This window comes from Pseudorhodoferax soli, assembly GCF_003337555.1.
Lineage (GTDB): Bacteria > Pseudomonadota > Gammaproteobacteria > Burkholderiales > Burkholderiaceae_C > Pseudorhodoferax > Pseudorhodoferax soli.
This window is the reverse complement of record NZ_QPJK01000013.1, coordinates 128,479-152,075: the sequence shown is the minus strand read 5'-3', so window position 1 is coordinate 152,075 and position 23,597 is coordinate 128,479. Positions and strand designations below refer to the sequence as shown.

Sequence of the window (23,597 nt, the reverse complement as noted above, 5' to 3'; positions counted from 1 at the left end):
GCGCCGGGACGACGCACCACGTGGCTGCCGCCCCCTGGACCGCACGGCCCGGGACCGTGTTTTGCCGGGCGGCGGGATGCCTGAATTCCCCGCCCTGCCCACCGCCCGATCGACGCCCCACGGCGAAGCGCCCACGGCCCTGGCCGCCGACGTCGCCATCGTCGGCGGCGGGCCCGCCGGCATGACGGCCGCGCTGTACCTCGCCCGCTTCCGGCGGTCGGTGGTGCTGGTCGATGCGCAGCAGAGCCGCCTGGCCGCGGTGCCGCTGAGCCACAACTACCCGGGCTTCCCGCAGGGCATTGCCGGTGCCGACCTGCTGGGCGCGCTGCGCGCCCAGCTCACGCCCTACCCCGTGGCCTGGCTGCACGACACGGCGCAGGCCGCACAGCGCACGGACGAAGGCTTCGTCGTCCGCTGCGCCAGCGGCACCGTGCGCAGCAGGCGGCTGCTGCTGGCCACCGGCGTGCGCGACATCGCGCCGCGCGCGCCGCACATGCGCGATGCGCTGGCGCGCGGCGCACTGCGCTACTGCCCGGTGTGCGACGGCTACGAGGTGCGCGACCGGACGGTCGGCGTCTACGCCGACGGCGCGGCCGGCGTGGGCGAGGCGCTGTTCCTGCGGCATTTCACGCCGCACGTCACGCTGTTCCTCGACGGTGGAAGCGCCACGCTCGGCCCCGAAGACGCCGGCCGGTTGCAGCAGGCCGGCGTCCGCCTGGCCGCCGGTGCGGTCGACGCGATCGACTACCGCGACGGCCGCATCACCGTCACCCATGGCCCGGCCCGCTCGACCTGCGATTCGCTGTACTGCGCCCTCGGCCTGCAGGTCCACCACGGGCTGGCGCTGCAGCTCGGCGCGGCCTGCGGCGAAGACGGCTACGTGCGGGTGGACGGCCACGGCGCCACCACCGTGCAGGGCCTGTATGCCGCGGGCGATGTGGCCGAGGGCCTGAACCAGGTCGCGGTGGCCGCCGGCAATGCGGCCATCGCCGCCACGGCCATCCACCGGTCGCTGTTGCGCGGGGGCTGAGACGGCATCGCGGTGCGCGCCTTGCGGCATGCCGATTGCCGGCTTGCTGCACCCCACCAACCAGGAGTTCTCACCCATGTTTTCGCACAACAAACGTCTGCAGTACACGGTCCGCGTGACCGAGACCAATCCGGGCCTCGCCAACCTCATGCTCGAGCAGTTCGGCGGCCCGCAGGGCGAGCTGGCCGCAGCCTGCCGCTACTTCACCCAGGCCCTGGGCGAGGACGACCCGGGCCGCAAGGACATGCTGATGGACATCGCCACCGAGGCTGAGCCACCTGGAGGTGATCGGCACCATCGTCGCCATGCTCAACAAGGGCGCCAAGGGCCGGCTGGCCGAAGGCGTGGAGACCGAGGCCGAGCTGTACCGCGCGATCTCGGGCGCGGGCAACGACAGCCACGTGACCCAGGTGCTCTACGGCGGCGGCCCGCCGCTGGTCAACTCCGCCGGCGTGCCCTGGACAGCGGCCTACATCGACACCATCGGCGAGCCCACGGCCGACCTGCGCTCCAACATCGCCGCCGAGGCGCGCGCCAAGATCGTCTACGAGCGGCTGATCAACCTGACCGACGACCCGGGCGTGAAGGAGGCGCTGGGCTTCTTGATGACGCGCGAGATCGCACACCAGAAGTCCTTCGAGAAGGCGCTGTACAGCATCGCGCCGAACTTTCCGCCCGGCAAGACGCCAGGCGATCCGCGCTTCACCAGCGTGTACTTCAACATGTCGCAGGGCGAAGGCGACGCGGTGCGCGGCCCGTGGAACGCGGGCGAGCGCTGGCAGTTCGTCTCGGACCGCGACCAGCAGGCCGCGGTGGACGGCGGCACGGGCCTGCCCACCGTGGCGCTCGCTGCGGCGGAGGAAACCGTGGTGCAGCAGATGGCCTCGCGCACTGCGTCGGTGACGACCGGCGACCCGCTCACCGGTGCCGAATTGGGCATGGGCGAGGACGCGGCCCTGAACGACATCACGCGGGCCGTCAAGCCGACCCCGGCCGGCGGCAGCACCGACCCCACGCCCCCGGCATCCGCCGGCCTCTGACGGCCTGCACGGTGCGCCGCGCCCGGTCGCCCGGGCTGCGGCGCAGCGCCGCCGCCGGGTGCGGGCGGCGCGGGGCTCTGCGTCAGTGCTTCGCGGTCACGTTGGGCGTCTCGTCGCGCAGCAGGAACTCGCGGGTGATCTCCGGCATCTGCGCGGCGAGCCAGTCCGCCATGGCCACCTCTTCCTGCAGGATCTGCTCGCACACGCGCTGCGTTTCGGCATCGTTGCAGACGGCCGCAGCGGCCGCCAGGATGCGGTAGCTGGCGATCTCCATGTGCTCGAACGCGTAGCTGCTCATGCTGGCCTTGACCACCTCGTCGGTGACGAACATGCCGCTCATGCCCTGGGCCATGGCGACGATGCGGCCGGTCAAGTCCTTCACTGCGGAGGTGTCGCCGCCGCGCCGTTCGATGCAGCCACGCACCAGCGTCGCCTGGCGGCGCGTCTCTTCCAGGTGCTGCTCGATGCGCTGCTTCAGCACCGGGTAGTTCTCCAGCCTGGCGGCCGTGGCGGCCAGCATCTTCTCCGCCTGCTCTTCCATCGCGTGCGCATCGCGCAACCAGTCCATCAGGTTCTCTTCGGCTCGGGTGGTCATGGCAGTCCTTCGTCAAATGGGTTGGGGGAAAGTGCGCAGAGGCAGCCGCCGAGGCGGCCCACCGGCCGGACCGACCGGCAAACCGCATTCCCGCTTCCCTGGCTCCCGCCGCTTCACTGCATGGCCAGCAGGGTCGCCGCCACGCCATCGCGCCCTGGGCGCCAGGCCGGTCGCGCCCTGCGCCAGGAGCCGCCACGACGATGCGTCCTGAACCTACAACGCCCACCCTGCTGCGCTCGGAACATCGCCCGCATGACACCAACGACACCGGCGTGGCCGCAAACTCTCTGGGTCGTGCGCCACGGGCAGAGTGCGGGCAACGTCGCGCGCGACCAGGCCGAAGCCGCAGGGCTGCCCGTCATCGACATCCGTTTCCGCGACATCGACACGCCGCTGTCCGACCTGGGCCTGGCGCAGTCGCGTGCGCTGGGCCGGTGGTTCGGCCGCATGGCGCCGGAGCAGCGCCCTCAGGTCGTGCTCTGCTCGCCCTACCTGCGCGCCATGGAGACGGCGCGCATCCTGGCCGAGGCGGCCGAGGGCTGGGATCGCTCGGTACAGACCCGCCAGGACGAACGCCTGCGCGAGAAGGAGTTCGGCATCCTGGACCGGCTGACGCACCTGGGCATCACGCAGCAGCATCCGGCGTTGAGCGAACAGCGCGCGCATGTGGGCAAGTTCTACTTCCGCCCGCCCGGCGGAGAGAGCTGGTGCGACGTGATCCTGCGCCTGCGCAGCCTGACCGAGATGGTGACCCGCGAGTACAGCGGCCAGCGCGTGCTGATCGTGGCGCACCAGGTGGTGGTCAACTGCATGCGCTACCTGATCGAAGGCCTGGACGAGCGCCAGATCCTGGCCATCGATGCCGAGGGCGACGTGCCCAACTGCTCCGTCACCTCCTACCGGCTGAGCCAGGACGAGCAGCGGCTGGAGCTGGACCTCGTGAACTTCCTGGCGCCGCTCGAGGCGGCCGGCGTCCAGGCCACCGTCGCGCCGGACACGCCGGCCGCGCCGAAACCATGAGCCGGCAGCCGCCAGAGCCCGTCGATCTCAGTGCAGAGCTGCTGCGCGGCTGGGCGCTGCCGTCCCCTGACGCCGAGGGCGACAAGGAGTCGCGCGGGCAAGTGCTGGTGATCGCCGGCAGCCGCGAGATGCCGGGCGCGGCCCTGCTGGCGGCGCGGGCAGCGCTGCGCGCCGGTGCCGGCAAGTTGTCGATGGCCGTGCCGCAGAGCGTCTCCCAGGGCATCGCACTCCGGTTGCCTGAGGCGCGTGTGGTCGCGTTGCCCGAAACCGACGCAGGCGGTCTCGCACCGCATGGCGCCGAGCTGCTCGAAGCCGTGGCGCAGCGCACGTCCGCCGTGCTGGTCGGGCCCGGCATGCTGGATGCCGCCAGCGTGCCGGACTTCCTCGCTGCAGCGCTCGCGCATGTTCCGCAGGCGGTCGTGGTGCTGGACGCGCTGGCGATGGAAGCGGTGGGCAGCGGCCGCGGTTTCAGCCAACCCATCGTGCTGACCCCCCATGCGGGCGAGATGGCCGGCCTGACCGGCATCGACAAGGAGACCATCGCGGCCGACCCGGCCCGGCATGCCGACGCTGGCGCCCGCCGCTGGGGCGCACTCGTCGTGCTCAAGGGATCGACGACCTGCATTGCGGCCGCCGACGGGCGCGCCTGGCGGCACCAGTGCCGCGTGCCGGGCCTGGCCACCTCGGGTTCGGGCGACGTGCTCGCGGGGGCATTGGCCGGGCTGGCGGCACAGGGCGCATCGCCCGAGCAGGCGGCGGCCTGGGCCGTGGCGGCGCACGCGCGGGCCGGGACCCACCTGGCCGCGCGGCACGGCACGCTGGGCTACCTGGCCAGCGAGATCTGCGATGCGCTGCCGGGCGCCCTGCGCGAACTCTCCGGCTGAGGCGCGCCCGGTGCACACCGCTGCCAGCCGCGCAAGTCCGGCCCGCTCGAAAGACACGGCCTCGGATTCCACCCGCAGAGCCCGGGCACGCGCCTTGCCCCCAGGCCATGACCATCGCGCTCCCGCGACCACCAGGACAAACGAATGAAAAAGCCAAGCAAGCCGCAGCCCAGCCATGCGCCACAGCCTCTCGGGCCAGGCGATCTGACACCGGCGCCCGCGCCAGGCGCAGGGCAGCCGGCGCGCCGTGCACCTGCCGACGCGCCGACCACCGCCTACGAGTACCCGGCGGGCGAGCGCGGCGCCCCCGCAGCCCAGCACGAGCGCATGCAGCGCGAAGCGCTGAGCGGCCCCTCGCGCGACGACGCCGCGCGCGGCCAGCCCCGCCGCAGCCCCACCGCCCTGCCAGCCAACGAACCACACGGAGACGCCATGCCGACATCCAACCCCTCTCCCACACCTGCCGACCTGCAGGACGCCCCGGCGACGCTGCCGGATGGCCCCAATGTGGCGCCCAGCCTGCACGAGCACGAGGCCGCGCAGGGCCAGACCGGGGACGGCGCAGGCGCCTCCGACGGCCAGGCCGACGGCCGCGAGGAACGGGTTCGCGCGGCCGCCTACGCGCTGGCGGCTGAACGCGGCTTTGCGCCCGGCCGCGAGGTCGACGACTGGCTGCAGGCCGAACGCCAGATCGACGGCGGCGGCAACAGCGCGCCCTAAGCCAGGTCCGCCGCGGGCTGCGGCGTCCGCGTCGCCGGCAGGCCCCGCAGCAGAGCGCGCACAGCCTGCGCGCGGCCTTCCCAGCTGCAGCCCGCCAGCATGGCCTGGATGCGCGCCCGCGCGTGCGGCTCGCATGCGCCCGAGCGCTGCAACGCCGCCTCGCAGGCGCGCACGAAGCCGGCAGCATCTTCGGCGGTGTCCACCATGCCGGCGTAGAGCGCCTGCACATCGGGCAAGGGCACGCTGACCAGCGGCTTGCCCGCGGCCAGGAATTCCAGCAGCTGCGGCGGATGCGCCAGCACGGTGTGCGCATCGCGGCGCCAGGCGAGCAGGCCCACGTCGAGGCGCGCCAGCAGGGCCGGCAGCAGGCTGTAGGGCTGCGCCCCCAGCCAGTGCAGGTTGGGCCGTTGCGGCAGCGGCGTGCCGTCCGCCAGCGCCACCGGACCGATCAGCACGATCTGCCAGTGCGGCCGCGCGTCCGCGATGGCGGCCAGCAGCGCCAGGTCCACGTGCGTGCCGATGCGCCCGACATGGCCGATGCGCGGGCCGGAAAGCCCGCCCAACAGGCGCGCCGCCTCCTGCGCCTCGCTGGCGCCGGGCGCCACTGCCGCCGGGGCGAAGTGCGCGGCATCCACGGCCTGGAACAGGTGGTCCACGCGCCGGCCATGCGGCGCCAGTGCACGCGCCAGCGCCGGGCCGGCCGCGCAGACCAGCGCTGCCTCGCGCAGCAGCCGCGCCTGCAGCAAGCGCCAGCGCGGCGCAGCGGCGCCCAGGGGCGGGCCCTCGGCGCAGTCGTAGACGGCCGGGCGCAGCCGCAGGGCGCGCAGCAGCGGCAGGGCCAGGGGCGTGCAGGCCCAGGCCAGCGCATCGGGCCCCAGCGTCCTGGCCAGCAGCGCGGCCATGGCGTGCGGCGGTGCGCCGTCGAAGCTTCCGGTGCTGCCGGGCACGAGCGGCTGCAGCACCTGCACGCCCGGCCAGGGGCAGCTGCACAGCAGCCGCGCCGGCCCTTCGGCGTGCACGGGCGGGTCGATGAACAGGATGCGGTGGTCGGCCGCCAGCTCCGTCATGAGGTGCAGCGTGCGGTGCTGCAGCAGGTCCCAGGGGCGGTGCGAGAACACGGCCAGCGTCGGCCGCCCGGGCACGGCGGCCGGCGCCGGCAGGCGCTGCTGCCACAGCGCCAGCGCGCGCGCATACGGGCGGTGCAGCAGACGCTCGAACGGCTGGTGCGCCTGCGGCGGCTGCGCCACGTCCCACAGGCCGCTGTGGTGCCAGGCGCGCGCATCGTTCCAGTCCGGCCGATCGACCAGCGGGTACAGGCACAGGCCCAGCAGCGGCACGCCGGCGGTGCGGGCGTGCAGCGCCTGGCAGGCCACGTCGCTGAGCCAGGCGGCGCGGCCTGCGCCCACGTGGCTGGTCTCGGTCACCAGCAGTGGCCGGCCGTAGCGCTGCCAGGCGTCGTGCAGCAGTGCATCCAGGCCGCGGCGGCGCGGGTCGCGCGCATGCCACCACAGCCGCTGCTCGGTCTCCACCTCCCACTGGCCGCTGTGGTAGTGGTTGGCGCCCAGCAGGTCCAGCATCTCGGGACCACCGCCCAGGCCTGGTTCGGCGCGGCCGGACAGCAGGTCCCAGGCCTGCCACTGGTAGCCTGCCACCAGCGCGGCCTGCGGCGCCAGCTCGGGCCGGCCATGCGGCGCCACCACATGCACCAGCGGCTCGATCTGCAGGAAGCGCGCCTGCGGATCGATGCGGCGCACGGCCTCGGTGGCCGCGAGCGTGGCGCGCACCAGGCGGCGCTTGATCTCGTAGCCGCTGGCGCCGCCGCCGGGCTCGCGCGCGTCGCCGCCCCGGTAGCCCCCGAGCATGTTGGTGTGCGCCGCGGCCCAGGCCAGGAAGCTGATCTCGTTGACCAGGGTGTAGACGGGCGGCTCCTCGCCCTGCCCGCCCAGCGCGCGCGCCACCGCCGCGGCGAAGGCGGCAAAGCGGTCGATCAGTGCGTCGTCGCGCAGGTCCACGTCGGGCGGCGTGCCGTAGTGCATCACGGTCCACAGGATCTGCAGGCCATGGCGGCGGGCGCAACGCGCCATCTGCAGCGGGCGTGCCAGATCGAACACGCCGGGCCGCGGCTCGCTCAGGCGCCAGCCGATGCTCTCGCGCACGGTGCGCAGGCCGGCCGCAGCGGCGCGGGCATAGTCTTCTTCCAGATGCGCCAGGTGGCCGTGCGCGCGGGCCATGTCGAGCGGGCGGTTCTGCGGGTCCAGGTGGTCGGCCCCCTCGAAGCCGCCCATCCAGAACGAGCGCAGCGCCACCGGCTGCCACGGCCCGCACTGTGGGAAGCTTCCGCCGGCAGCCTCCCTGCCCCAGGTCTCCTGCATGCGGGCGCCCCGCTACGCCGGCCGGCGCGCCGGCGCCCGCTTGTGCGCCGTCGCCAGGTACTGCGCGACGATGCGCCGCTCGGCCGCAGGATCGATGGGCAGCCCTTCGAGGTAGTCGTCGATGGTGTCGTAGGAGACACCGAAGGCCTGCTCGTCCGGCTTGAGCGGCGCCAGGCTTTCCAGGTCGGCCGTGGGCACCTTCATGACCAGCTCTGCCGGCGCACCCAGCGCCAGGCCCAGCGCACGCACGCGGCGCTTGGAGAGCCCGGCCAGCGGCAGGACGTCGGCCGCGCCGTCGCCGTGCTTGGTGAAGAAGCCCATCAAGGCCTCGGCCGCGTGGTCGGTGCCGATGACCAGCCCGTCGCATGCGCCGGCCGCGGCGTACTGCGCCACCATGCGCGCGCGGGCCTTGATGTTGCCGACCAGGAAGTCCGCCGTGCCGGCATCGCCCAGGTCCACGCCGGCCGCCAGCAGCGCAGCGCGCAGTGCGTCCACCGTGCATTGCACGTCCACCTCGTGCACGCGGTCGGGCGCGATGAAGGCGATGCAGCGTGCCGCCTCGGCCGCGTCATGCTGCCGTCCGTAGGGCAGGCGCATGGCGACGAACTCCGCGCGCGTGCCGGCCGCGCGCAGCCGCGAGACGGCGCGCTGCGCCATGGCGCCGGCCACCAGCGAATCGACACCGCCGCTGATGCCCAGCACCAGCGCGCGCCGGCCGCTGGCGCGCAGGTCCTCGGCGAGGAAGGCCACGCGGCGCTCGAGCTCCGGGCCGGGGTCGAAGTCGCGCAGGACCTGCAGTTCCTGCAGCACCTGGGCCTGGGAAGGGCGTGCATCCATCACAGCTGCCGACCCCTCAGGACGTGAGCGCGGGCGACGCATCGACCTGCTCCAGGCCTTCCTGCGGCTCGAAGCGCGCCAGCAAGGCCTCGATGCGCTCGACCTGGCGGTCCCACGAGGTGCTGGCCACCCGGGCGCGGGCGGCCGCGGCGAAGGCCGCGCGCTCGGCCGCCGACCAGGCGAGGATGCGCTCGCACGCCGCGACGAAGGCCGCCGGCCCGTCGGCGATGGCCACCTCGGGGCCATAGGCGCGGGCCACGTCCCGGATGCGCGTGCTGACGCAGGGCCGCCCCGCCGCGAGGTACTCGAACGTCTTGGTCGGGCTGATGAAACGGGTGGAGGCATTGAGCGCGAACGGCAGCAGCGCCACGTCCCAGCCGACCAGGTGCGCCGGCAACTCGGCATAGCTGCGTGCGCCCAGCCAGTGCAGGTTGGGCCGGCGCGGCAGCGTGGCCGCGTCGATCTTGACCACCGGGCCGACCATCACGATCTGCCAGTCGGCATGGGCATCGGCCAGTGCGGCGACCAGGCCCAGGTCCAGCCGCTCGTCGATCACGCCGTAGTAGCCCAGGCGCGGATGCGGCAGGGCCGCCTGGCTGGGATGCTCCGGCGGTTGCTGCGCGAAGTGCGCGGCGTCCACGCTGCTGGGCAGGCAATGCACCTCGGCATGGCGCTCGCGCTTGGCCTCGTACAGGCTCCGCCCGCCGGTCAGCACCACATCGGCCACCTGCAGCAGGGCGCTCTCGCGCTCCAGCATCTGCGGCGGCGCCCCGTCGAAGGCCGACAGCTCGTCCATGCAGTCGTACACCACGCCGCGCGGCCGCAGGTCGGCGGCCAGCCCCAGCGCCATGGGCGTGTAGAACCACAGCAGGTGCGTGCGCAGCGCATGGTCCTGCACGGCCTCCTGCACCATTTGCCGCAGGACTTGCAGGTGCGCGTCGTCGAAGCCGGGCGCCTGGCCGCACACGTGCGGGCGCAACACCGTCACGCCCTCGGGCGTCTGCGCATGCGCGAGCCAGGGCCGCTCGGCCCCGGTGACGGGCTCCTCGAAGAACAGCACCGGCCGGCGCGCGGCCAGCCGAGACAGCAGGTGCTGCGGCCGCTGGTAGACGAACTGCCAGCGCAGGTGCGAGAAGACGAGCAAGGGGAGCACGGCGTGTCCTTGTGACGGGGTGGATGGGAAGAGGTCGAACCTGGGCGGCCGGCCGCCGTGCGCGCGGGTCGGCCGTGCGCTGGCCCGGGGGCCGGTGGTGGTGCGGTGAAGCTGGTGGCTGCCATCGCGGTGCCTGGGGCAAACGGCTTGCCCGGCCTGGTTCCGCCATCGGCCGGCCGGTCGGCTGCGCCCGCCACCGGCCACCACGGCGAACGCCATGCGCGTCGCCACCGGTGGATCGTGGCCGGGCCATGGGCGCGCCAGCCGCGCGGGAAGCGGGCATGCCGGTTGCCCTTGGCAGGGGGTCCCCCCTCTCCCCTCCACAAGGAACACCATGCCCGCCACGTCCCACGCCCCCGAGACCTTCGACTACCTGATCGTGGGTGCCGGCTTCGCCGGATGCGTGCTCGCCGAACGGCTGGCCAGCCAGCTGGGCCTGCGGGTGCTGCTGATCGACCGGCGCGACCACCTGGGTGGCAACGCCTACGATTTCCACGATGCGGCCGGCGTGCTGGTCCACCGCTACGGGCCGCACATCTTCCACACCAACGCGCAGAAGGTGCTGGACTATCTCTCGCAGTTCACGCGCTGGCGGCCCTACGAGCACCGCGTGCTGGCCGACGTGCAGGGCCAGCAGCTGCCGATGCCGATCAACCTCACGACCATCAACCGGCTCTACGGCCTGTCGCTGGACAGCGCCGGCGTGGCGGCATTTCTTGCCGCACGGGCTACAGCACTGCCCGAGCTGCGCAGTGCGCGCGATGTGGTGGTCAGCCAGGTCGGCGAGGAGCTGTACCGCACCTTCTTCGAGGGCTACACGCGCAAGCAGTGGGGCCGCGACGCGACGCAGCTGGACAAGTCGGTCACCGCCCGCGTGCCCACGCGCACCGACGCGGACGACCGCTACTTCCAGGACCGTTTCCAGTGCATGCCGCTGGAGGGCTACACGCGCATGTTCGAGCGCATGGTGGACCACCCGAACATCCACTTCCTGCCGGGCACGGACCACGCCGACCTGGGCGGCGCCGTGCGCTGGCGCCACCTGGTCTACACCGGCCCGGTCGACGAGTACTTCGGCTGCTGCTACGGCCCGCTGCCCTACCGTTCGCTGCGCTTCGAGCACCGCACGCTGGACCAGGAATGGCTGCAGCCGGTGGCGGTGGTGAACTACCCCGCGCCCGAGGTGCCTTACACGCGCATCACCGAGTACAAGCACCTGACCGGCCAGCGCCACCCGCGTACCAGCATCACGCACGAGTACCCCACCGACAAGGGCGACCCGTACTACCCCATCCCCGCGCCCGAGAACGCCGCCCTCTACCAGCGCTATGCCCAGTTGGCCGAGCAGACGCCCGGCGTCACCTTCACCGGCCGCCTGGGCACCTACCGCTACTACAACATGGACCAGGTGGTGGCGCAGAGCCTGGCGCTGTTCGCGCGCATCGCCCAGGCAGCCCAGCGCAGCGCCGACTGCACGGCCGACCCCTGCGGGCAGCAGGCCTTGCTGCCCAGCTTGCTGCCGCCGCAGCTGCCCGCCGTTGCCGGCGGCTGAGGCGCTGCTGCCGGCGCGCCCGGCGGCCTTCCTGTGGCACTACGTGCGGCGGCGCCCGCTGCTGTTCGGCACGCTGGGCCTGCTGATCGTGGCCGGCGCGGCCTGCTCGGTCGGCGTGCAGTACGGCATGAAGCTCATCGTCGACGCGATGGCGCTGGGCGATCGGCACAGCCGCGCGATCTGGGTCTGGCTGGCCCTGTTCATCGTGCTGATCGCGGCCGAGAGCCTGTGCTGGCGGCTCGGCGGCTGGCTCGGCTGCCACGCGGTGGTGGCCACCGGCGTGGACGTGCGGCTGGACATGTTCCGCCACCTCTCGGGCCACTCGCAGGACTACTTCTCGCGGCACATGGCCGGATCGCTGGGCAACCGCGTCACGGCCACGGCGGGCGCGACCGGCTCCATCCTCGGCACGCTGGTGTGGAAGATCCTGCCGCCCTGCGTGGATTTCGTGGGCGCGGTGGTGGTGCTGTGGACGGTGGATGTGCGCATGGCCCTGGCCCTGGCGGGCTTCGTCGCCGTCATGGGGGTGGTGCTGGCGCGCTTCGGGCGGCGCGCCCGGCCGCTGCAGCAGCGGTTCGCCGAGCAGGCCGCGCAGGTCGGCGGCGAACTGGTGGACGTGGTGGCCAACATCTGGACGGTGCAGGCCTTCGGTGCCCGCGCACGCGAGCACCGCCGCCTGCAGGCGGCCTTCGGCCTGGAGGCGCAGGCGCAGCGGCGCAGCTGGCTCTACCTGGAAAAGGTGCGTGCCGCGCACGACCTGTGCCTGTGGCTGATGGCCGGCGGCATGCTGGCCTGGGTGGTGCAGGCCTGGCGGGCCGGCGAGGCCATGCCCGGCGACGTGGTGGTGGTCAGCGCGCTGACCTTCCGCATCCTGCATGGCTCGCGCGACCTGGCGCTGTCGCTGGTGGATGCGTCGCAGCAGTTCGGCGTGATCGCCGACATGCTGCAGGCCGTGGCCGTGCCGCACGAGGTGGCCGATGGCGCCGGCGCCGCGCCGCTGGCCGCCGGGCCCGGGGAGATCCGCATCGAGGCGCTGCGCTTCGCCTATCCGGGCCAGCCGGCGGTGTTTCGCGGCCTGGACCTGCACATCCCGGCCGGGCAGCGCGTGGGCATCGTCGGGCCTTCGGGCGCGGGCAAGTCCACGCTGCTGCGGCTGATCACCCGCACGGCCGATCCGGACGCGGGCCGCATCCTGGTGGACGGGCAGCCGATTGCGCAGGTGCAGCAGGCCTCGCTGCGGGCGGCCATCGGCGTGGTGCCGCAGGACGTCAGCCTGCTGCACCGCTCGGTCATGGAGAACCTGCGCTACGGCCGGCCGCAGGCCACGGACGCAGAGGTGCTGCAGGCGGCGCGCGACGCGCATTGCGACGGCTTCGTCCGCGCGCTGGCCCAGGGCTATGCCACCGTGGTCGGCGAGCGCGGCGCGCGGCTGTCGGGCGGGCAGCGCCAGCGCATCGGCATCGCCAGGGCCATGCTCAAGAACGCCCCCATCCTGCTGCTGGACGAGGCCACCTCGGCACTGGACAGCCGCTCGGAAGGCGAGATCCAGCGCGCGCTGGACCGGCTCATGCGGGGCCGCACCGTGCTGGCCGTGGCGCACCGGCTGTCCACCGTGGCCGGCTTCGACCGCATCCTCGTGATGGCCGAGGGCCGCATCGTCGAGGACGGCCCGCCCCAGCAGCTGCGCGGGGCCGGCGGCCTGTACGCCCAGCTGTGGGCGATGCAGGCCGAAGGCCTGGAGACGGGATGAACCCGGGCACGGCGTTTGCCGGCCAGCGCACCGCCACACCGCGCCCACCAGAGGAATCCGCCATGCACGCCAGCCATCCCATGCCCTTCGGCCTTCCGGTCCGCTGCGAGGGCGGCGCGGGCTTGCGGCGGTGGGCGCCAGCGGCGCGCAGCGGCGCGGCCTGCCGCGGCCTGGCCGCGCGCTCGCCGATCGGCCGGGAGACCGCGCTGTGAGCGCCGGCGCATCGCCCGAGGACTGGGCCCGCTGCGCCGCCGCCGCCGGCGTGCTGGAGCGCTACGAGGCCTTCGACGGCAGCGAGCGCCGGGTGCCCGAGGCGGCGCTGCGGCGTGCGCTGGCCGCCATGGGCATGGCGCCGGACGGGCCCGGCACGCCGGCCGGCCTGCCGGCCTGCCACGTGCTGCGCGAAGGCCAGCCCTTGCAGCTGCGCTGGCAGGCCACCGACGACACGCCCGCGCAATGGGAGCTGCAGGACGAAGAACTGGTCGGCGCCCCGGCACTGGCGCACGGCGCCGTGGCCTTCGCTGCTGGCACGGCCAGCATCGCCCACTCTGCCGCGCTGGCGCCGGGCTACTACCGGCTGCGCGTGCGCACGGCCGCGGGCCGCCAGCAATGCCGCGTGGCCGTGGCGCCCGCGCGCTGCTGGGCACCGGCAGCGCTGCAGCACGGCGCGCGCTGGTGGGGCTACACGGTGCAGCTGTACGCGCTGCGCTCGGCGCACAACTGCGGCATCGGCGACTTCGGCGACCTGCGCCGGCTGGTGGACCTGGCGGCCGCCCAAGGCGCGGCCTTCATCGGGCTGAATCCGCTGCATGCGCTGTTCCCGCACCAGCCGGAGCGTGCGAGCCCCTACAGCCCCTCCAGCCGGCTGGCGCTGAACCCGCTGTACCTGGACCTGGAGGCCGTGGTGGCCGCCAGCGATTGCGCCGAGGCCCGCGTGCTCTGGAACGATGCGGCCTACCAGCAGCGCCTGCAGGCCCTGCGCGACGGCGAACTCGTGGACTACGCCGCCGTGGCCGCCGCCAAGGAGGAGCTGCTGGCCGTGGTCTGGCGCCATGTCGATGCGCAGCACGCCTGGCCTGCGGCCGGCAGCCGCGCCTTCCGTGCCTTCCTGCTGGAGCAGCGCGCGCGGCTGGGCATGCACGCAATCTATGAGGCGCTGCAGGCGCACCTGGCACAGCGCCACAGCGGCATCGGCGGCTGGCAGGACTGGCCCGAGGACTACCGCGACCCGCAGGGCGCGGCCGTGCAGGCCTTCTGCGCCATGCATGCGGACAGCGTGCGCTACCGCATGTGGCTGCAGTTCCTGGCCGAGCAGCAGCTGGCCGATGTGCAGGCGCATGCACGCCGCGCCGGCATGCCGATCGGCCTGTACCGCGACCTGGCGGTCGGCGTGGACCCCGGCGGCTCGGAAACCTGGCTGCGGCCGCAGCTGTACGCACTGGACATGCGCATCGGTGCGCCGCCAGACCTGCTGCAGCCCTCGGGGCAGGACTGGGGCCTGGCGCCGCCCACCCCACCGGCCCTGCGCGCGACCGGCTACCAGCCCTTCATCGACACGCTGCGCGCCAACATGCGCAGCGCCGGTGCGCTGCGGCTGGACCATGTGATGGTGCTGATGCGGCTGTTCTGGACCGGCGCCGATGGCGGCGTCTACGTGCGCTATCCCGCCGAGGACCTGATGGGCCTGCTGGCGCTGGAGAGCCACCGCCAGCGCTGCCTGGTGGTGGGCGAAGACCTGGGCACGGTGCCGGCCGAGATGCAGACGGCCATGCAGCAGGGCTGCGTGCTGTCGTACCGGCCGCTGATGTTCGCGCAGGACGCGCAGGGCCGCTTCACGGCGCCGGCCGGCTTCCCGGCCCAGGCCTTTGCGGCTTTCGGCACACACGACCTGCCCACGCTGGCCGGCTTCTGGCAGGGCCTGGACCTGCAGCTGCAACAGCAGCTGGGGCAGCACGTGGACCTGCCGGCCGCCCAACGCCAGCGCGCCGCCGTGCGCCAGGCCCTGCTGCAGGCGCTGGCCCAGGCCGGGCTGTGGCCGGCCGCTGCCGATGCGCCGGCGCAGGTGGACACCGCGCTGCTGGCGGCCGTCCACGCCTACCTTGCGGGCACGCCGTGCTGGCTGCTCGGCGTGCAGCTGGAGGACGCCACGCTGCAGCCGCTGCAGGTCAACCTGCCCGGCACGCGCGAAGACCAGTTCCCGAACTGGCGCCGCAAGCTGGGCCCGGCGCTGGAGGCGCTGGCCGACCACCCTGGCCTGCAGGCGGTGGTCCAGGCACTGGCCCGGCGCAGCTGGCGCGCCCCCTGAAGGGCGCGCCGGCCGGCAGAAGTTGCCGCCGTTTCTACACGCTCAACGCTTGCCGTGGCCTTTGCCGGCGTCATGGGCGGCCGGCAGCTTTTGCGCCATGTCCAGGTGGCCCTGCAGCGCTGGAAGCGTCTTGGTGGCGAAGGCCTTGACTTCGGGGTCGCGCGCCTCCTTGGCCGCCTTCTGGAACAGCGCGATGGTGTCGCGGTGGGCGGCCAGGCCCATGGTCTCGGCATAGCGGCGGTCGAAGTCGGCACCGTCGGCCGCCTCGAGCAGCTTGAGCTTGGCCTTCTGCATCAGCGAGGGCCCGTCCGGCAGCTCCACACCCTTGGCACTGGCCAGGGCGGCGAGTTCCTGGCCGGTCTTGCCGTGGTCGGCCACCATCTGCTGGGCAAAGCCCTTGACCGCCGGATCGCTGGCCTTCTGCATGGCCAGCTTGCTGCTCTCGATCTCGGCGTGGTTGTTCTCGGCCGCCTGCTTCATGAAGGCGGTGTCGGCGCGCGACAGCTGCGACGCCGCACGGCCCGCGCGTTCGCTGCCGGCGCCCTGCCCGGCCGCGGTGCCGCCCTGTGTGGCTGGGCCGGTCTGTGCCGCCGCCGCCAGCGCCAGGCACAGGGCGGTGCCGCCCATGCCCAGGCGCAGTGCCAGCGGTGTCTTGCGGATGATGCCTGTCATGCGTGTTGCTCCTTTGGATTGAAAGACCTGGCTGCCAGGGCAAAGGGCGTTCCCGCCCGCGGCAGTGCGCGAGTGCGGCCCGCTGCACGCGTGAAGCCGCAGGCGAGCGGTCGCCGGTCTCTCTCAAGCGGTCAGCGTGGCACCAGCAGCGCATGGCGCTGGCACGGCGCCGCGGCCTTGCACGGGGGCGCGAAGGACCCCCAGGCCACCCGCCGGGCCGCACGCCGGACCGGCCAAATGTGGCGCGACTGTGTCGTACTGCGCCACAAAGCGCCACCGTTGCTCCACGGTTGCAGGGCACCCGGGTTGAACAATTCAACCCATCGGATCACAGCGATCCGCCACCCCCACAACCCACCGCAACGAGGTTCACCATGCAACGCACCGCCACCAAGATCTCCCTGGCTGCCCTGTCCGCCCTGGCGGTGCTGGCTTCGTCCAATGTGATCGCCGCCGGCTCGCTGGCCGGCCAGCTCAACGCCCAGATGACCCTGCAAGCCGGCTGCATCGTTTCCGGCGCTCCCGGCGCCGGCGCCACCGGCGTGAACTTCGGCACCCTGGACTTCGGCACCCAGCCGGCCACCTTCACCGGCATCCTGGCCGCGACCTCCTCGGGCGGTGCCGGCGGCGCCGGTGCCACCCAGATCCTGTGCTCGCCCGACGTGACCTCCCTGTCCATCACCGTCAGCGGCGGCAACAACGCGGGCCAGGGCGGCTCGGTCGGCATCGGCTCGCGTGCCATGAAGCTGGGCACCTCCAGCTACCTGCCCTACGAGGTCTACAGCGACGCCGGCATGACCAGCGCCTACCCGACCAGCGCCAGCGCTGTCGGCGTGACGCTGCCGGGCACTGGCGTGGCCCTGCCACTGCCGATCTATGGCCGCATCAACAAGACGAGCCCGGCCGCACTCGTGTCCGGCACCTACACCGATGTGCTGCAGGTCACACTGGCTTGGTGACGTATTCACACATTCGGGCGATCCCTAGCACGAAATTAGGGGGGATTGGTTCAAAATTCGGCCATGTTGCAAGGAATGGATTCCGTGCAGATGGCGATGCGGCTTGCCGCGCTGGGTTGTGGCGCAGTGCTGGCCCTCACGGGCAGTGGCCCGTCGCGCGCCAGCACGAAGGTGCCCACCACCGCCAACTTCCTGGTTAGCGCGACCGTCTCGTCGGGCTGCTGGGTGGTGGGCAACGTCTCCCAGACGAGCGGCATCGGCTTCGGCAAGCTCGATTTCGGCAGCCACCCGGCCGTGCAGGCGGGCAACTACGACGCCGCCATCGGCATGGCGGCCAGCCCCGCGCAGGTGCAGTGCACGCCGGGCGCCACGGTCACGATGACCATCGACGGCGGCCAGAACGCCGTGGGCGGCCAGCGCCGCATGCGCTACGGCAGCTCTTACCTTCCTTACATGCTGACCACCCAGCCCGGTGGCGGCGCCGTCGTGGCGCCGGGCGTGGGAGTGTCTGTGGATGCCAGCGCCGGGCCCACGCTGGTGCCGGTCTACGGCCGCGCGAGCGCACCGGGCGCCGGCTTGCCGGCGGGCAACTACACCGACACGCTGCAGGTCATCTTCAGTTGGTAGGAAAGCCGATGTCGCGCCCCCACCGCCTGCAAGCGCTGGCCCTGGCGGGCTGCCTGGCCACGGCCCAGGCACAGGCCCAGTCCTCGCTGATGATCTGGCCGCTCGACCCGGTCATCGAGGAGGACCAGCGCGCCGCGGCCCTGTGGCTGGAGAACCGCGGCCAGCAGCCGATGTCGCTGCAGATCCGGGTGCTGGCCTGGAGCCAGGCCGACCGGATCGACGGCTACGCGCCGCAGGAAACCGTGATCGCCAGCCCGCCCATGGCCGTGGTGCCGGCCGGCCAGCGCCAGCTGGTGCGGCTCATGAACACCCGGCCTGCGCCCGACGGCACCGAACTCGCGTACCGCGTGCTGGTGGACGAACTGCCGAACGCCGACGGCGCCGAGGATGGCCAGCGCCAAGGCAGCGCCATGGGCATCAAGCTGCAGATCCGCTACTCGGTGCCGCTGTTCGTCTCGGGCAAGAACCACTGGACCAAGCCGCGTGCCGACAAGCCACGCGACCCTGCGACGGCCGCCAGGGCCGAGTTGCGCTGGCGCACCGAGCGCGGCATGGACGGGCACTACCTGTTCGTGCGCAACGACGGACGCGCCCATGCGCGCCTCACGGCCGTGCAGTGGGTGCGCGGCGACAGCGTGGTCACCGTCAACCCCGGCCTGCTCGGCTATGTGCTGCCGGGCGCCGAGATGCGCTGGAAGCTCGACCAGGCACCGCCGCCCGGCCATGTCCCGCAGGCGCGCGTCAACAACGCCGAAGCCGCCACCGCCTTCGTGGCGCAGTAGCGGCACGATGCATGGACTGGCGCCCTCCATCGCTCTGGCGGCTGCGGTGACGGCTTGCGCCTGTGCCTGCGCCCGGGCCCAGGGGCTGCCACCGCCGCCGCAGCCCGGCGCCGCAGCCACGCTGGGCGGGGCGACGCTGTATCTGGAGCTCGTGGTCAACCAGCAGGCCACCGGCCAGGTCGTGCCCGTGTTGGTGAAGAACGGCAGCTACCACGTGGCCGCCGACACGCTGCGCGCGCTGCATGTGCGCACGCCCGCGACCGGTGCCGAGCTGGTGGCGGTGGACCGCATCGACGGCCTGGGTGTGCGCTACGACAGCGTGGCCCAGCGGCTGGAGCTGATGCTGCCGCCCACCTGGCTGCCCGAGCAGCAGCTGGGCGCAGGCGGCCCGGTCGACCGGCTGCGCCCGCTGGTGGGCCGCGGCTTCCTGCTGAACTACGAGCTGTACGCCAGCAACCCGGGCCGCGCCGAATCCAGCACCGCGCTGTGGACGGAGCAGCGCTGGTTCGGCCGCTCGGGCCTGTGGTCCAACACCGGCGTGGCCCGTCACACACGGTCCGGCGCCAGTGGCAACTTCTCCGGCAGCCAGGGCTACCTGCGCTACGACACCAGCTGGCGCTACTCGGACACCGACGCCGTGCGCACCGTCACCGCCGGCGACCTCATCACGGCCACGCTGCCCTGGGGCAGCGCCGTGCGCATCGGCGGCATCCAGGTGGCGCGCAACTTCGCGATCCGGCCCGACCTCGTGCCCTATCCGCTGCCCACCTTCTCGGGACAGGCCGCCGTGCCCTCGGCCGTGGACCTGTTCATCAACGGCCAGCGGGCGGGCCGCGAGAACGTGCTGCCGGGGCCTTTCACGCTCAACACCATGCCCTTCATCACGGGCGCGGGCGAGGCGGCCGTGGTGACCACCGACGCGCTCGGCCGCCAGGTGCTGACCACGGTGCCGTTCTACGTGGCCAGCACCTTGCTCAAGCGGGGCACGGACGACTACGCGGTGTCGGCCGGGGCGCTGCGGCGCGGCTACGGCGAGGACAGCTTCGGCTATGGCCGTGCCGTGGCCAGCGGCAGCTGGCGCTACGGCTGGAGCGATGCACTGACGCTGGAGGCGCGCGGCGAACTGGCGCGTGGGCTCACCGTGGGCGGTGGCGGCGCGGTGGCCACGCTGGGCCGCTACGGCGTGCTCAACGGCGCGCTGGCGCACGGTGGCAACGGCGTGCAATGGACGGCGGGCTACCAGTACAACGCCCAGCGCTTCGGCCTGGCCCTGCAGCACACGCAGCGCAGCGCCGGCTGGCGCGACCTGGCCGACCTCGACCGGGACGCCGGCGCCAGCGCGGGCCGCAGCAACACCCAGCTGACCACCAGCCTCTCGCTGGGAGCGCTCGGCGCGGTGGCCATCGGCTACTTCGACGCGCGGGCGCGTGACGGCGCGCGCAGCCGCGTGGCCACGGCCAGCTATTCGCGTGCGCTGGGCAGCAGCAGCTTCGTGTCGATGAACCTGAACAAGGCGCTGGGCACGGACGACTACCTGGTGCAGCTGCAATGGACGCTGCTGCTCGGCGATCGCGGCGCGATGAGCGTGGTGGGCACGCGCGACCGCAACGGCTTCGGCCGCCAGCTGCAGTACAGCCGCACGCCGCCTCCGGCCGGTGGCCTGGGGTGGAACCTCTCGTACGCCAACGGCGCCGGCCCGGACGACTACCGCCAGGGCAGCATGACCTGGCGCGGCGACCACCTGCAACTGCAGGGCGGCGCCTACGCCCAGGGCGGGCGCAGCGCCACCTGGGCCGGTGCCAGTGGCTCCCTCGTGGCCATGGACGGCGGCTGGTTCGCCGCCAACCGCATCAACGACGCCTTCGCGCTGGTCGCCACCGGGGTGGGCGATGTGCCGGTGCGCTTCGAGAACCAGGTGATCGGCCGCACCGACGCGCGCGGCCACCTGCTGGTGCCCGGCGTCAACGCCTACTACCCGGCGCGCTTCGAGATCGATCTGCTGGACCTGCCCGAGGACCTGCAGGTCGCCCAATCCGAGCAGCGGGTGCTGCTGGGCGCGGGCAGCGGCGCGCTGCTGCGCTTTCCGATCCAGCAGGTGCGTGCGGCCAGCATCACGCTGGTGGATTCCGCCGGCCAGCCGCTGCCGGTGGGCATGTCGGTGCAGCTGCTGGGCTCGGGCCGCAGCGCCACGCTGGGCTGGGACGGCCAGGTGTACCTGGAGGGCCTGGCCCAGGACAACGAGCTGCTGGTGCGTGGTGCGGGCGTGCCGAGCTGCCGCGCGCGTTTCACGCTGGCGGAGCAGGCCACGGGGGTGGCCCGGCTCGGCCCGCTGGTGTGCCGCCCCCTGCCGCCCAACGCGCAGCAAGGGCGCTGACCTTGAACCAGCTGCACCCCACCATGCGACGCCCGCCTGTGGCCCTGCTCCTGGCGCTGGCTGCACTCAGCCCGCTTGGCGCGCGGGCCTGCACCATGGCAGAAACCGGCGGGCTGCTGCCCAGCGTGGCCACGCAGCGCGTGGCGGGCGGCCCCACGGTGACGACATCGGCCCTCTTCAACTTCAGCTGCACGGGCGTGGTGCTGGCCCTGCTGAACGGCACGCCCACGCTCAAGGGTCAGCTGCAGGCGGCCACCACCGGCCTGACGCTCAAGAACACCACCAACAGCAGCTACCAGATCCCCTACCAGATCTACAGCAACACCGGGTACAGCACCGGCTACAGCAGCGGCGCGCTGGTGGTGGATCTGAACGGCGCCAACCTGGTCGGCCTGCTGGCCTCGGGCAGCAGCACCAACGTGCCGCTGTACATCGCCACCACGCCGGGGCCGAACATCCCGGCGGGCGTGTACACCGACACCGTGCAGGTGACCTGGACCTACGCCAACATCTGCGAAGGCCTGATCGGCGCACTCGGCCTGTGCGTGGGCATCGCCAACACCGGCACCAGCGTGCGGAACCTGACGATCTCGATGACCGTCAGCAACGACTGCACCATCACGGCGCCCCCTGTCGCGTTCGGCAGCGCACCGCTGCTTGCCGGCTTTCCCACGGTGTCGCAAAACGTCAGCCTGCAGTGCAGCCGCAACATGGTCTACACGGTCGGCATGTCGCCAGGCAGCTACGCCAGCGGCGGCCGGCGCCGCATGGCGTCGGGCACCTCGCGGCTGGCCTACGACATCTTCAAGGTGGACAACACGGTCTGGGGCAGTGCCGACCCCGCCACGCGCGCGCCGGGACCGGCGCCGGCCACGGGCAACAGCGTGCAGACCATTCCGTACAGCGCGCGCATCTACCAGGACCAGGCCAACCCCGCGCCGGGCACCTACACCGACAACGTCGTTGTCGACGTGAGTTTCTGAACCGCCCAAACTGGGCGCGCCGAAAAGCTCCTGAAGGTCCGGACTGCTGGCAGCGGTGCGGTGTTGGCGCACGCCGAGCCGCTTGTCGTCACAGCGCCATCGAAAAATGTGACAACTTGCGCTCCGCTTGATACAACAGCGGCGGAGAATAGCCCGCTAGCCGAACAAGTGCGGCGACAAAGCAGCATGAAGACCCTGAAGTTCGCCTTATTTCTCGTTTCAATCTTGCTGATTGCTGCTAACGCTGCCCAAGCGGGAGACGTCGGCGGCCAGCTCATGGCGCAGATGACGTTGACGGGCGGCTGTGCCGTTTCGGGCGGCGGCGCGGGCACCGCGGCCGGCGCCAACTTCGGCATGCTGGATTTCGGCGTGCAGCCTTCCTCCTTCACCGGCGTGCTGCTGGCCACGCCCACCCGCGGCGCCGCTGGCGCAGGCAGCACGCAGATCGTCTGCTCGCCCGACGTGTCGGCCATGTCCGTCAGCGTGAACGCGGGCAACAACCCGGGTCAGGGCAGCAGCATCGGCGCCGGCACGCGCGCCATGCGCCAGGGCGCATCGAGCTACCTGCCGTACGAGATCTACAGCGACGTGGCCATGACCAAGGCCTACCCCACCAGCGGCGGCGCTGTCGGCGTCTCGGTGGCGCCCAACGGCGGCGCCTTCGCGTTGCCGGTCTTCGCCCGCGTCAACAAGACCGCGGCCGGCGCCATGCCAGCGGGCACCTACGTCGACACGCTGCAGGTCACTCTGAGCTGGTGATGGCGTGACGCTGGCGTGTGCAGTACGCCGCAGGCACGTGAGCGAATTTGGCCATGACTGGCTGAGGTGCGCGCGGGCACAACCTGGTCGGCAGTCTACGGTGCTGCGCTGACGCACAGGCAGCGGACAGCGGACAGCGGACAGCGGACAAGACTGCGGCGTGGCACCCGAAACTGGCACCGGCGCAGAAAAGAAAAAAGCACCTGGCGATTTCTCGCAAGGTGCTTGTTTCACGACTTAATTTTGGTGGGCCCTGAGTGACTCGAACACTCGACCTACGGATTAAGAGTAGTTGATGCGGTGCTTCTCGAACATGATCAAATGTGCGAAAACTCTTTTGCATCAACTACTTGTAAGCAAAAACGCCCTTCTCGACCTTCTCGCGCGTTCCCTTCTTTTGTGTAATTTTCTCGGCAGGATTACACGAGAACTACACGAAAGACCGCCCTGCCGTTTCTGCTGTCGTGGCCGCGCTTCTTGGGGTTGCGACCGTTGGCCATCAGTTCGCATCGCAGAGCTTCAGGATGCCAATGATCCCGGGCACGATGGCCTCCTTCTGCATGCCGTCGATGCAGCCCGCCCTGATGCAGGAGTACTCGCCAGCGGTATCGCGCATCACGAGCATCGCGCCAGTGAACTCGCCACGGATCGCCCGGCTGCGGATGTTGGTCAGGACTTCCAGCACGTTCTCTTGATCGCGCCAGACCGGACGAACCGGCAGCATCACGACGTTGGCGGGGCGGGCCGCGCGCTTGGCTCGGGGTTTCTTCGGTGCAGGTCTGGCCGGAAACTGCAGGACGGTGGCGGCACTCATGCTGCACCTCCCAACTCGCCTACGATGTGGATCAGGCGCTCGCGCACGTGCCCCACGGCGCGGCTCATGCCGCCGTCCAGCAGGTCGGGGCTACGGTAGGGGACTGCGTTGGTCCTCAAGGCCTCTGCCACGGAAGGTGTGGTATCCGCCACCAGGCGGAGACCCATCAGCGCGATCTGAGCGTCGGAGATCCAGCCCAGCAGGTCGATGTACTCGATCGCCTCTGTGGAGAGAAGGAGGCGCTCTTCGGGCGTCGGGCCTGCTGCTGGCGTGCTCAACACCTGTCCAACGGATTGCGGATGCGTGGGTGCCCCTCCCGGGGCGACAATGCGGGTAGCCATGGTGCACGTCCTTTCACGGTGTGTGCGT

21 protein-coding genes and 1 pseudogene are annotated in these 23,597 nt (G+C 72.3%); 15 read left to right on the top strand and 7 right to left on the bottom strand.

Going from position 1 to position 23,597, the window contains the following annotated elements; all coding sequences use genetic code 11:
• Positions 1 to 76 precede the first annotated feature (76 nt).
• Positions 77 to 1,030: an NAD(P)/FAD-dependent oxidoreductase gene (locus DES41_RS33685; RefSeq protein WP_114471994.1), complete on the top strand. Its 954-nt coding sequence runs from the start codon at positions 77 to 79 to the stop codon at positions 1,028 to 1,030.
• A 76-nt stretch (positions 1,031 to 1,106) separates the two neighbouring features.
• Positions 1,107 to 2,070: pseudogene (locus DES41_RS33680) on the top strand (manganese catalase family protein).
• A gap of 82 nt (positions 2,071 to 2,152) precedes the next feature.
• On the opposite strand, the gene DES41_RS33675 reads toward DES41_RS33680, so the two are convergent.
• Complete coding sequence (locus tag DES41_RS33675; protein ID WP_114471993.1) at positions 2,153 to 2,665, bottom strand: ferritin-like domain-containing protein; 513 nt, start codon at positions 2,663 to 2,665, stop codon at positions 2,153 to 2,155.
• Positions 2,666 to 2,917: 252 nt separating this feature from the next.
• Here DES41_RS33675 and DES41_RS33670 point away from each other — a divergent pair, with 252 nt between their 5' ends.
• The 3 genes from DES41_RS33670 to DES41_RS33660 all read left to right on the top strand — a co-directional run bounded on the left by DES41_RS33670 (position 2,918) and on the right by DES41_RS33660 (position 5,289).
• Positions 2,918 to 3,685: a histidine phosphatase family protein gene (locus DES41_RS33670; protein WP_114471992.1), complete on the top strand. Its 768-nt coding sequence runs from the start codon at positions 2,918 to 2,920 to the stop codon at positions 3,683 to 3,685.
• Positions 3,682 to 4,569 carry an NAD(P)H-hydrate dehydratase gene (locus DES41_RS33665; RefSeq protein ID WP_114471991.1) on the top strand — a complete coding sequence of 296 codons (888 nt, stop codon included), beginning with the start codon at positions 3,682 to 3,684 and terminating at the stop codon, positions 4,567 to 4,569. The genes DES41_RS33670 and DES41_RS33665 overlap by 4 nt, the downstream gene beginning before the upstream one ends.
• A gap of 144 nt (positions 4,570 to 4,713) precedes the next feature.
• Positions 4,714 to 5,289 (top strand): DUF2934 domain-containing protein, encoded by a 576-nt coding sequence (locus DES41_RS33660; protein WP_114471990.1) that lies wholly within the window; start codon positions 4,714 to 4,716, stop codon positions 5,287 to 5,289.
• On the opposite strand, the gene DES41_RS33655 is transcribed toward DES41_RS33660, so the two are convergent.
• The 3 genes from DES41_RS33655 to DES41_RS33645 are packed head-to-tail and all read right to left on the bottom strand — an operon-like array spanning position 5,286 to position 9,651.
• Positions 5,286 to 7,661, bottom strand: a complete 2,376-nt coding sequence (locus DES41_RS33655) for a glycosyltransferase family protein (protein ID WP_147283039.1) — start codon at positions 7,659 to 7,661, stop codon at positions 5,286 to 5,288. The two genes, DES41_RS33660 and DES41_RS33655, sit on opposite strands and share 4 nt — an antisense overlap.
• A gap of 12 nt (positions 7,662 to 7,673) precedes the next feature.
• On the bottom strand, positions 7,674 to 8,498 hold the full coding sequence (nadE, locus tag DES41_RS33650; protein ID WP_245966000.1) for an ammonia-dependent NAD(+) synthetase: 825 nt from the start codon (positions 8,496 to 8,498) through the stop codon (positions 7,674 to 7,676).
• 16 nt (positions 8,499 to 8,514) lie between these two features.
• Positions 8,515 to 9,651, bottom strand: a complete 1,137-nt coding sequence (locus tag DES41_RS33645; RefSeq protein ID WP_245965999.1) for a glycosyltransferase family protein — start codon at positions 9,649 to 9,651, stop codon at positions 8,515 to 8,517.
• Between the two features lie 334 nt (positions 9,652 to 9,985).
• On the opposite strand from DES41_RS33645, the gene glf reads away from it, so the two are divergent.
• The 4 genes from glf (at position 9,986) to malQ (ending at position 15,258) form a co-directional block, all read left to right on the top strand.
• Positions 9,986 to 11,203: a UDP-galactopyranose mutase gene (gene glf / locus DES41_RS33640; protein ID WP_114471987.1), complete on the top strand. Its 1,218-nt coding sequence runs from the start codon at positions 9,986 to 9,988 to the stop codon at positions 11,201 to 11,203.
• Complete coding sequence (locus DES41_RS33635; protein WP_245965998.1) at positions 11,190 to 12,953, top strand: ABC transporter ATP-binding protein; 1,764 nt, start codon at positions 11,190 to 11,192, stop codon at positions 12,951 to 12,953. Before glf ends, DES41_RS33635 begins: the two co-directional genes overlap by 14 nt.
• A gap of 62 nt (positions 12,954 to 13,015) precedes the next feature.
• Entirely contained in the window at positions 13,016 to 13,165 is a 150-nt protein-coding gene (locus tag DES41_RS38620; protein WP_170168373.1) for a hypothetical protein, read from the top strand.
• Positions 13,162 to 15,258 (top strand): 4-alpha-glucanotransferase, encoded by a 2,097-nt coding sequence (gene malQ / locus DES41_RS33625; protein WP_114471985.1) that lies wholly within the window; start codon positions 13,162 to 13,164, stop codon positions 15,256 to 15,258. Before DES41_RS38620 ends, malQ begins: the two co-directional genes overlap by 4 nt.
• A 42-nt stretch (positions 15,259 to 15,300) precedes the next feature.
• On the opposite strand, the gene DES41_RS33620 is transcribed toward malQ, so the two are convergent.
• Positions 15,301 to 15,930, bottom strand: coding sequence for a DUF4142 domain-containing protein (locus tag DES41_RS33620; RefSeq protein WP_245965997.1), 630 nt, complete (start codon positions 15,928 to 15,930; stop codon positions 15,301 to 15,303).
• A gap of 374 nt (positions 15,931 to 16,304) precedes the next feature.
• On the opposite strand from DES41_RS33620, the gene DES41_RS33615 reads away from it, so the two are divergent.
• The 6 genes from DES41_RS33615 to DES41_RS33590 all read left to right on the top strand — a co-directional run bounded on the left by DES41_RS33615 (position 16,305) and on the right by DES41_RS33590 (position 22,414).
• Positions 16,305 to 16,889, top strand: a complete 585-nt coding sequence (locus DES41_RS33615) for a Csu type fimbrial protein (RefSeq protein ID WP_114471984.1) — start codon at positions 16,305 to 16,307, stop codon at positions 16,887 to 16,889.
• Between the two features lie 63 nt (positions 16,890 to 16,952).
• The gene (locus tag DES41_RS33610; RefSeq protein ID WP_114471983.1) at positions 16,953 to 17,516 is read left to right on the top strand and encodes a Csu type fimbrial protein; all 564 of its coding nucleotides are present in this window, start codon (positions 16,953 to 16,955) and stop codon (positions 17,514 to 17,516) included.
• Positions 17,517 to 17,524: 8 nt separating this feature from the next.
• Positions 17,525 to 18,298, top strand: coding sequence for a fimbrial biogenesis chaperone (locus DES41_RS33605; protein WP_114471982.1), 774 nt, complete (start codon positions 17,525 to 17,527; stop codon positions 18,296 to 18,298).
• A 7-nt stretch (positions 18,299 to 18,305) separates the two neighbouring features.
• Complete coding sequence (locus tag DES41_RS33600) at positions 18,306 to 20,672, top strand: fimbria/pilus outer membrane usher protein (RefSeq protein WP_170168372.1); 2,367 nt, start codon at positions 18,306 to 18,308, stop codon at positions 20,670 to 20,672.
• Positions 20,673 to 20,695: 23 nt separating this feature from the next.
• Positions 20,696 to 21,655 (top strand): Csu type fimbrial protein, encoded by a 960-nt coding sequence (locus DES41_RS33595; RefSeq protein WP_147283038.1) that lies wholly within the window; start codon positions 20,696 to 20,698, stop codon positions 21,653 to 21,655.
• Between the two features lie 186 nt (positions 21,656 to 21,841).
• Positions 21,842 to 22,414, top strand: a complete 573-nt coding sequence (locus DES41_RS33590; protein ID WP_114471979.1) for a Csu type fimbrial protein — start codon at positions 21,842 to 21,844, stop codon at positions 22,412 to 22,414.
• A 499-nt stretch (positions 22,415 to 22,913) separates the two neighbouring features.
• Here DES41_RS33590 and DES41_RS33585 read toward each other — a convergent pair whose 3' ends face one another.
• The gene (locus tag DES41_RS33585) at positions 22,914 to 23,228 is read right to left on the bottom strand and encodes a hypothetical protein (protein WP_114471978.1); all 315 of its coding nucleotides are present in this window, start codon (positions 23,226 to 23,228) and stop codon (positions 22,914 to 22,916) included.
• Positions 23,225 to 23,569 carry a hypothetical protein gene (locus DES41_RS33580; protein ID WP_147283037.1) on the bottom strand — a complete coding sequence of 115 codons (345 nt, stop codon included), beginning with the start codon at positions 23,567 to 23,569 and terminating at the stop codon, positions 23,225 to 23,227. Before DES41_RS33580 ends, DES41_RS33585 begins: the two co-directional genes overlap by 4 nt.
• Positions 23,570 to 23,597: the final 28 nt, after the last annotated feature.

What these genes read in the sequence shown, in the direction of transcription:
- nadE (WP_245966000.1), bottom strand. Translation starts at nt 8,498, where the DNA reads ATGGATGCACGCCCTTCCCAGGCCCAGGTGCTGCAGGAACTGCAGGTC.
- DES41_RS33685 (WP_114471994.1), top strand. Translation starts at nt 77, where the DNA reads ATGCCTGAATTCCCCGCCCTGCCCACCGCCCGATCGACGCCCCACGGC.
- DES41_RS33595 (WP_147283038.1), top strand. Translation starts at nt 20,696, where the DNA reads ATGCGACGCCCGCCTGTGGCCCTGCTCCTGGCGCTGGCTGCACTCAGC.
- DES41_RS33580 (WP_147283037.1), bottom strand. Translation starts at nt 23,569, where the DNA reads ATGGCTACCCGCATTGTCGCCCCGGGAGGGGCACCCACGCATCCGCAA.
- DES41_RS33620 (WP_245965997.1), bottom strand. Translation starts at nt 15,930, where the DNA reads ATGACAGGCATCATCCGCAAGACACCGCTGGCACTGCGCCTGGGCATG.
- DES41_RS33670 (WP_114471992.1), top strand. Translation starts at nt 2,918, where the DNA reads ATGACACCAACGACACCGGCGTGGCCGCAAACTCTCTGGGTCGTGCGC.
- DES41_RS33660 (WP_114471990.1), top strand. Translation starts at nt 4,714, where the DNA reads ATGAAAAAGCCAAGCAAGCCGCAGCCCAGCCATGCGCCACAGCCTCTC.
- DES41_RS33605 (WP_114471982.1), top strand. Translation starts at nt 17,525, where the DNA reads ATGTCGCGCCCCCACCGCCTGCAAGCGCTGGCCCTGGCGGGCTGCCTG.
- DES41_RS33590 (WP_114471979.1), top strand. Translation starts at nt 21,842, where the DNA reads ATGAAGACCCTGAAGTTCGCCTTATTTCTCGTTTCAATCTTGCTGATT.
- DES41_RS33600 (WP_170168372.1), top strand. Translation starts at nt 18,306, where the DNA reads ATGCATGGACTGGCGCCCTCCATCGCTCTGGCGGCTGCGGTGACGGCT.
- DES41_RS33655 (WP_147283039.1), bottom strand. Translation starts at nt 7,661, where the DNA reads ATGCAGGAGACCTGGGGCAGGGAGGCTGCCGGCGGAAGCTTCCCACAG.
- DES41_RS33610 (WP_114471983.1), top strand. Translation starts at nt 16,953, where the DNA reads ATGTTGCAAGGAATGGATTCCGTGCAGATGGCGATGCGGCTTGCCGCG.
- DES41_RS33585 (WP_114471978.1), bottom strand. Translation starts at nt 23,228, where the DNA reads ATGAGTGCCGCCACCGTCCTGCAGTTTCCGGCCAGACCTGCACCGAAG.
- DES41_RS33675 (WP_114471993.1), bottom strand. Translation starts at nt 2,665, where the DNA reads ATGACCACCCGAGCCGAAGAGAACCTGATGGACTGGTTGCGCGATGCG.
- DES41_RS33615 (WP_114471984.1), top strand. Translation starts at nt 16,305, where the DNA reads ATGCAACGCACCGCCACCAAGATCTCCCTGGCTGCCCTGTCCGCCCTG.
- glf (WP_114471987.1), top strand. Translation starts at nt 9,986, where the DNA reads ATGCCCGCCACGTCCCACGCCCCCGAGACCTTCGACTACCTGATCGTG.
- DES41_RS38620 (WP_170168373.1), top strand. Translation starts at nt 13,016, where the DNA reads ATGCACGCCAGCCATCCCATGCCCTTCGGCCTTCCGGTCCGCTGCGAG.
- DES41_RS33665 (WP_114471991.1), top strand. Translation starts at nt 3,682, where the DNA reads ATGAGCCGGCAGCCGCCAGAGCCCGTCGATCTCAGTGCAGAGCTGCTG.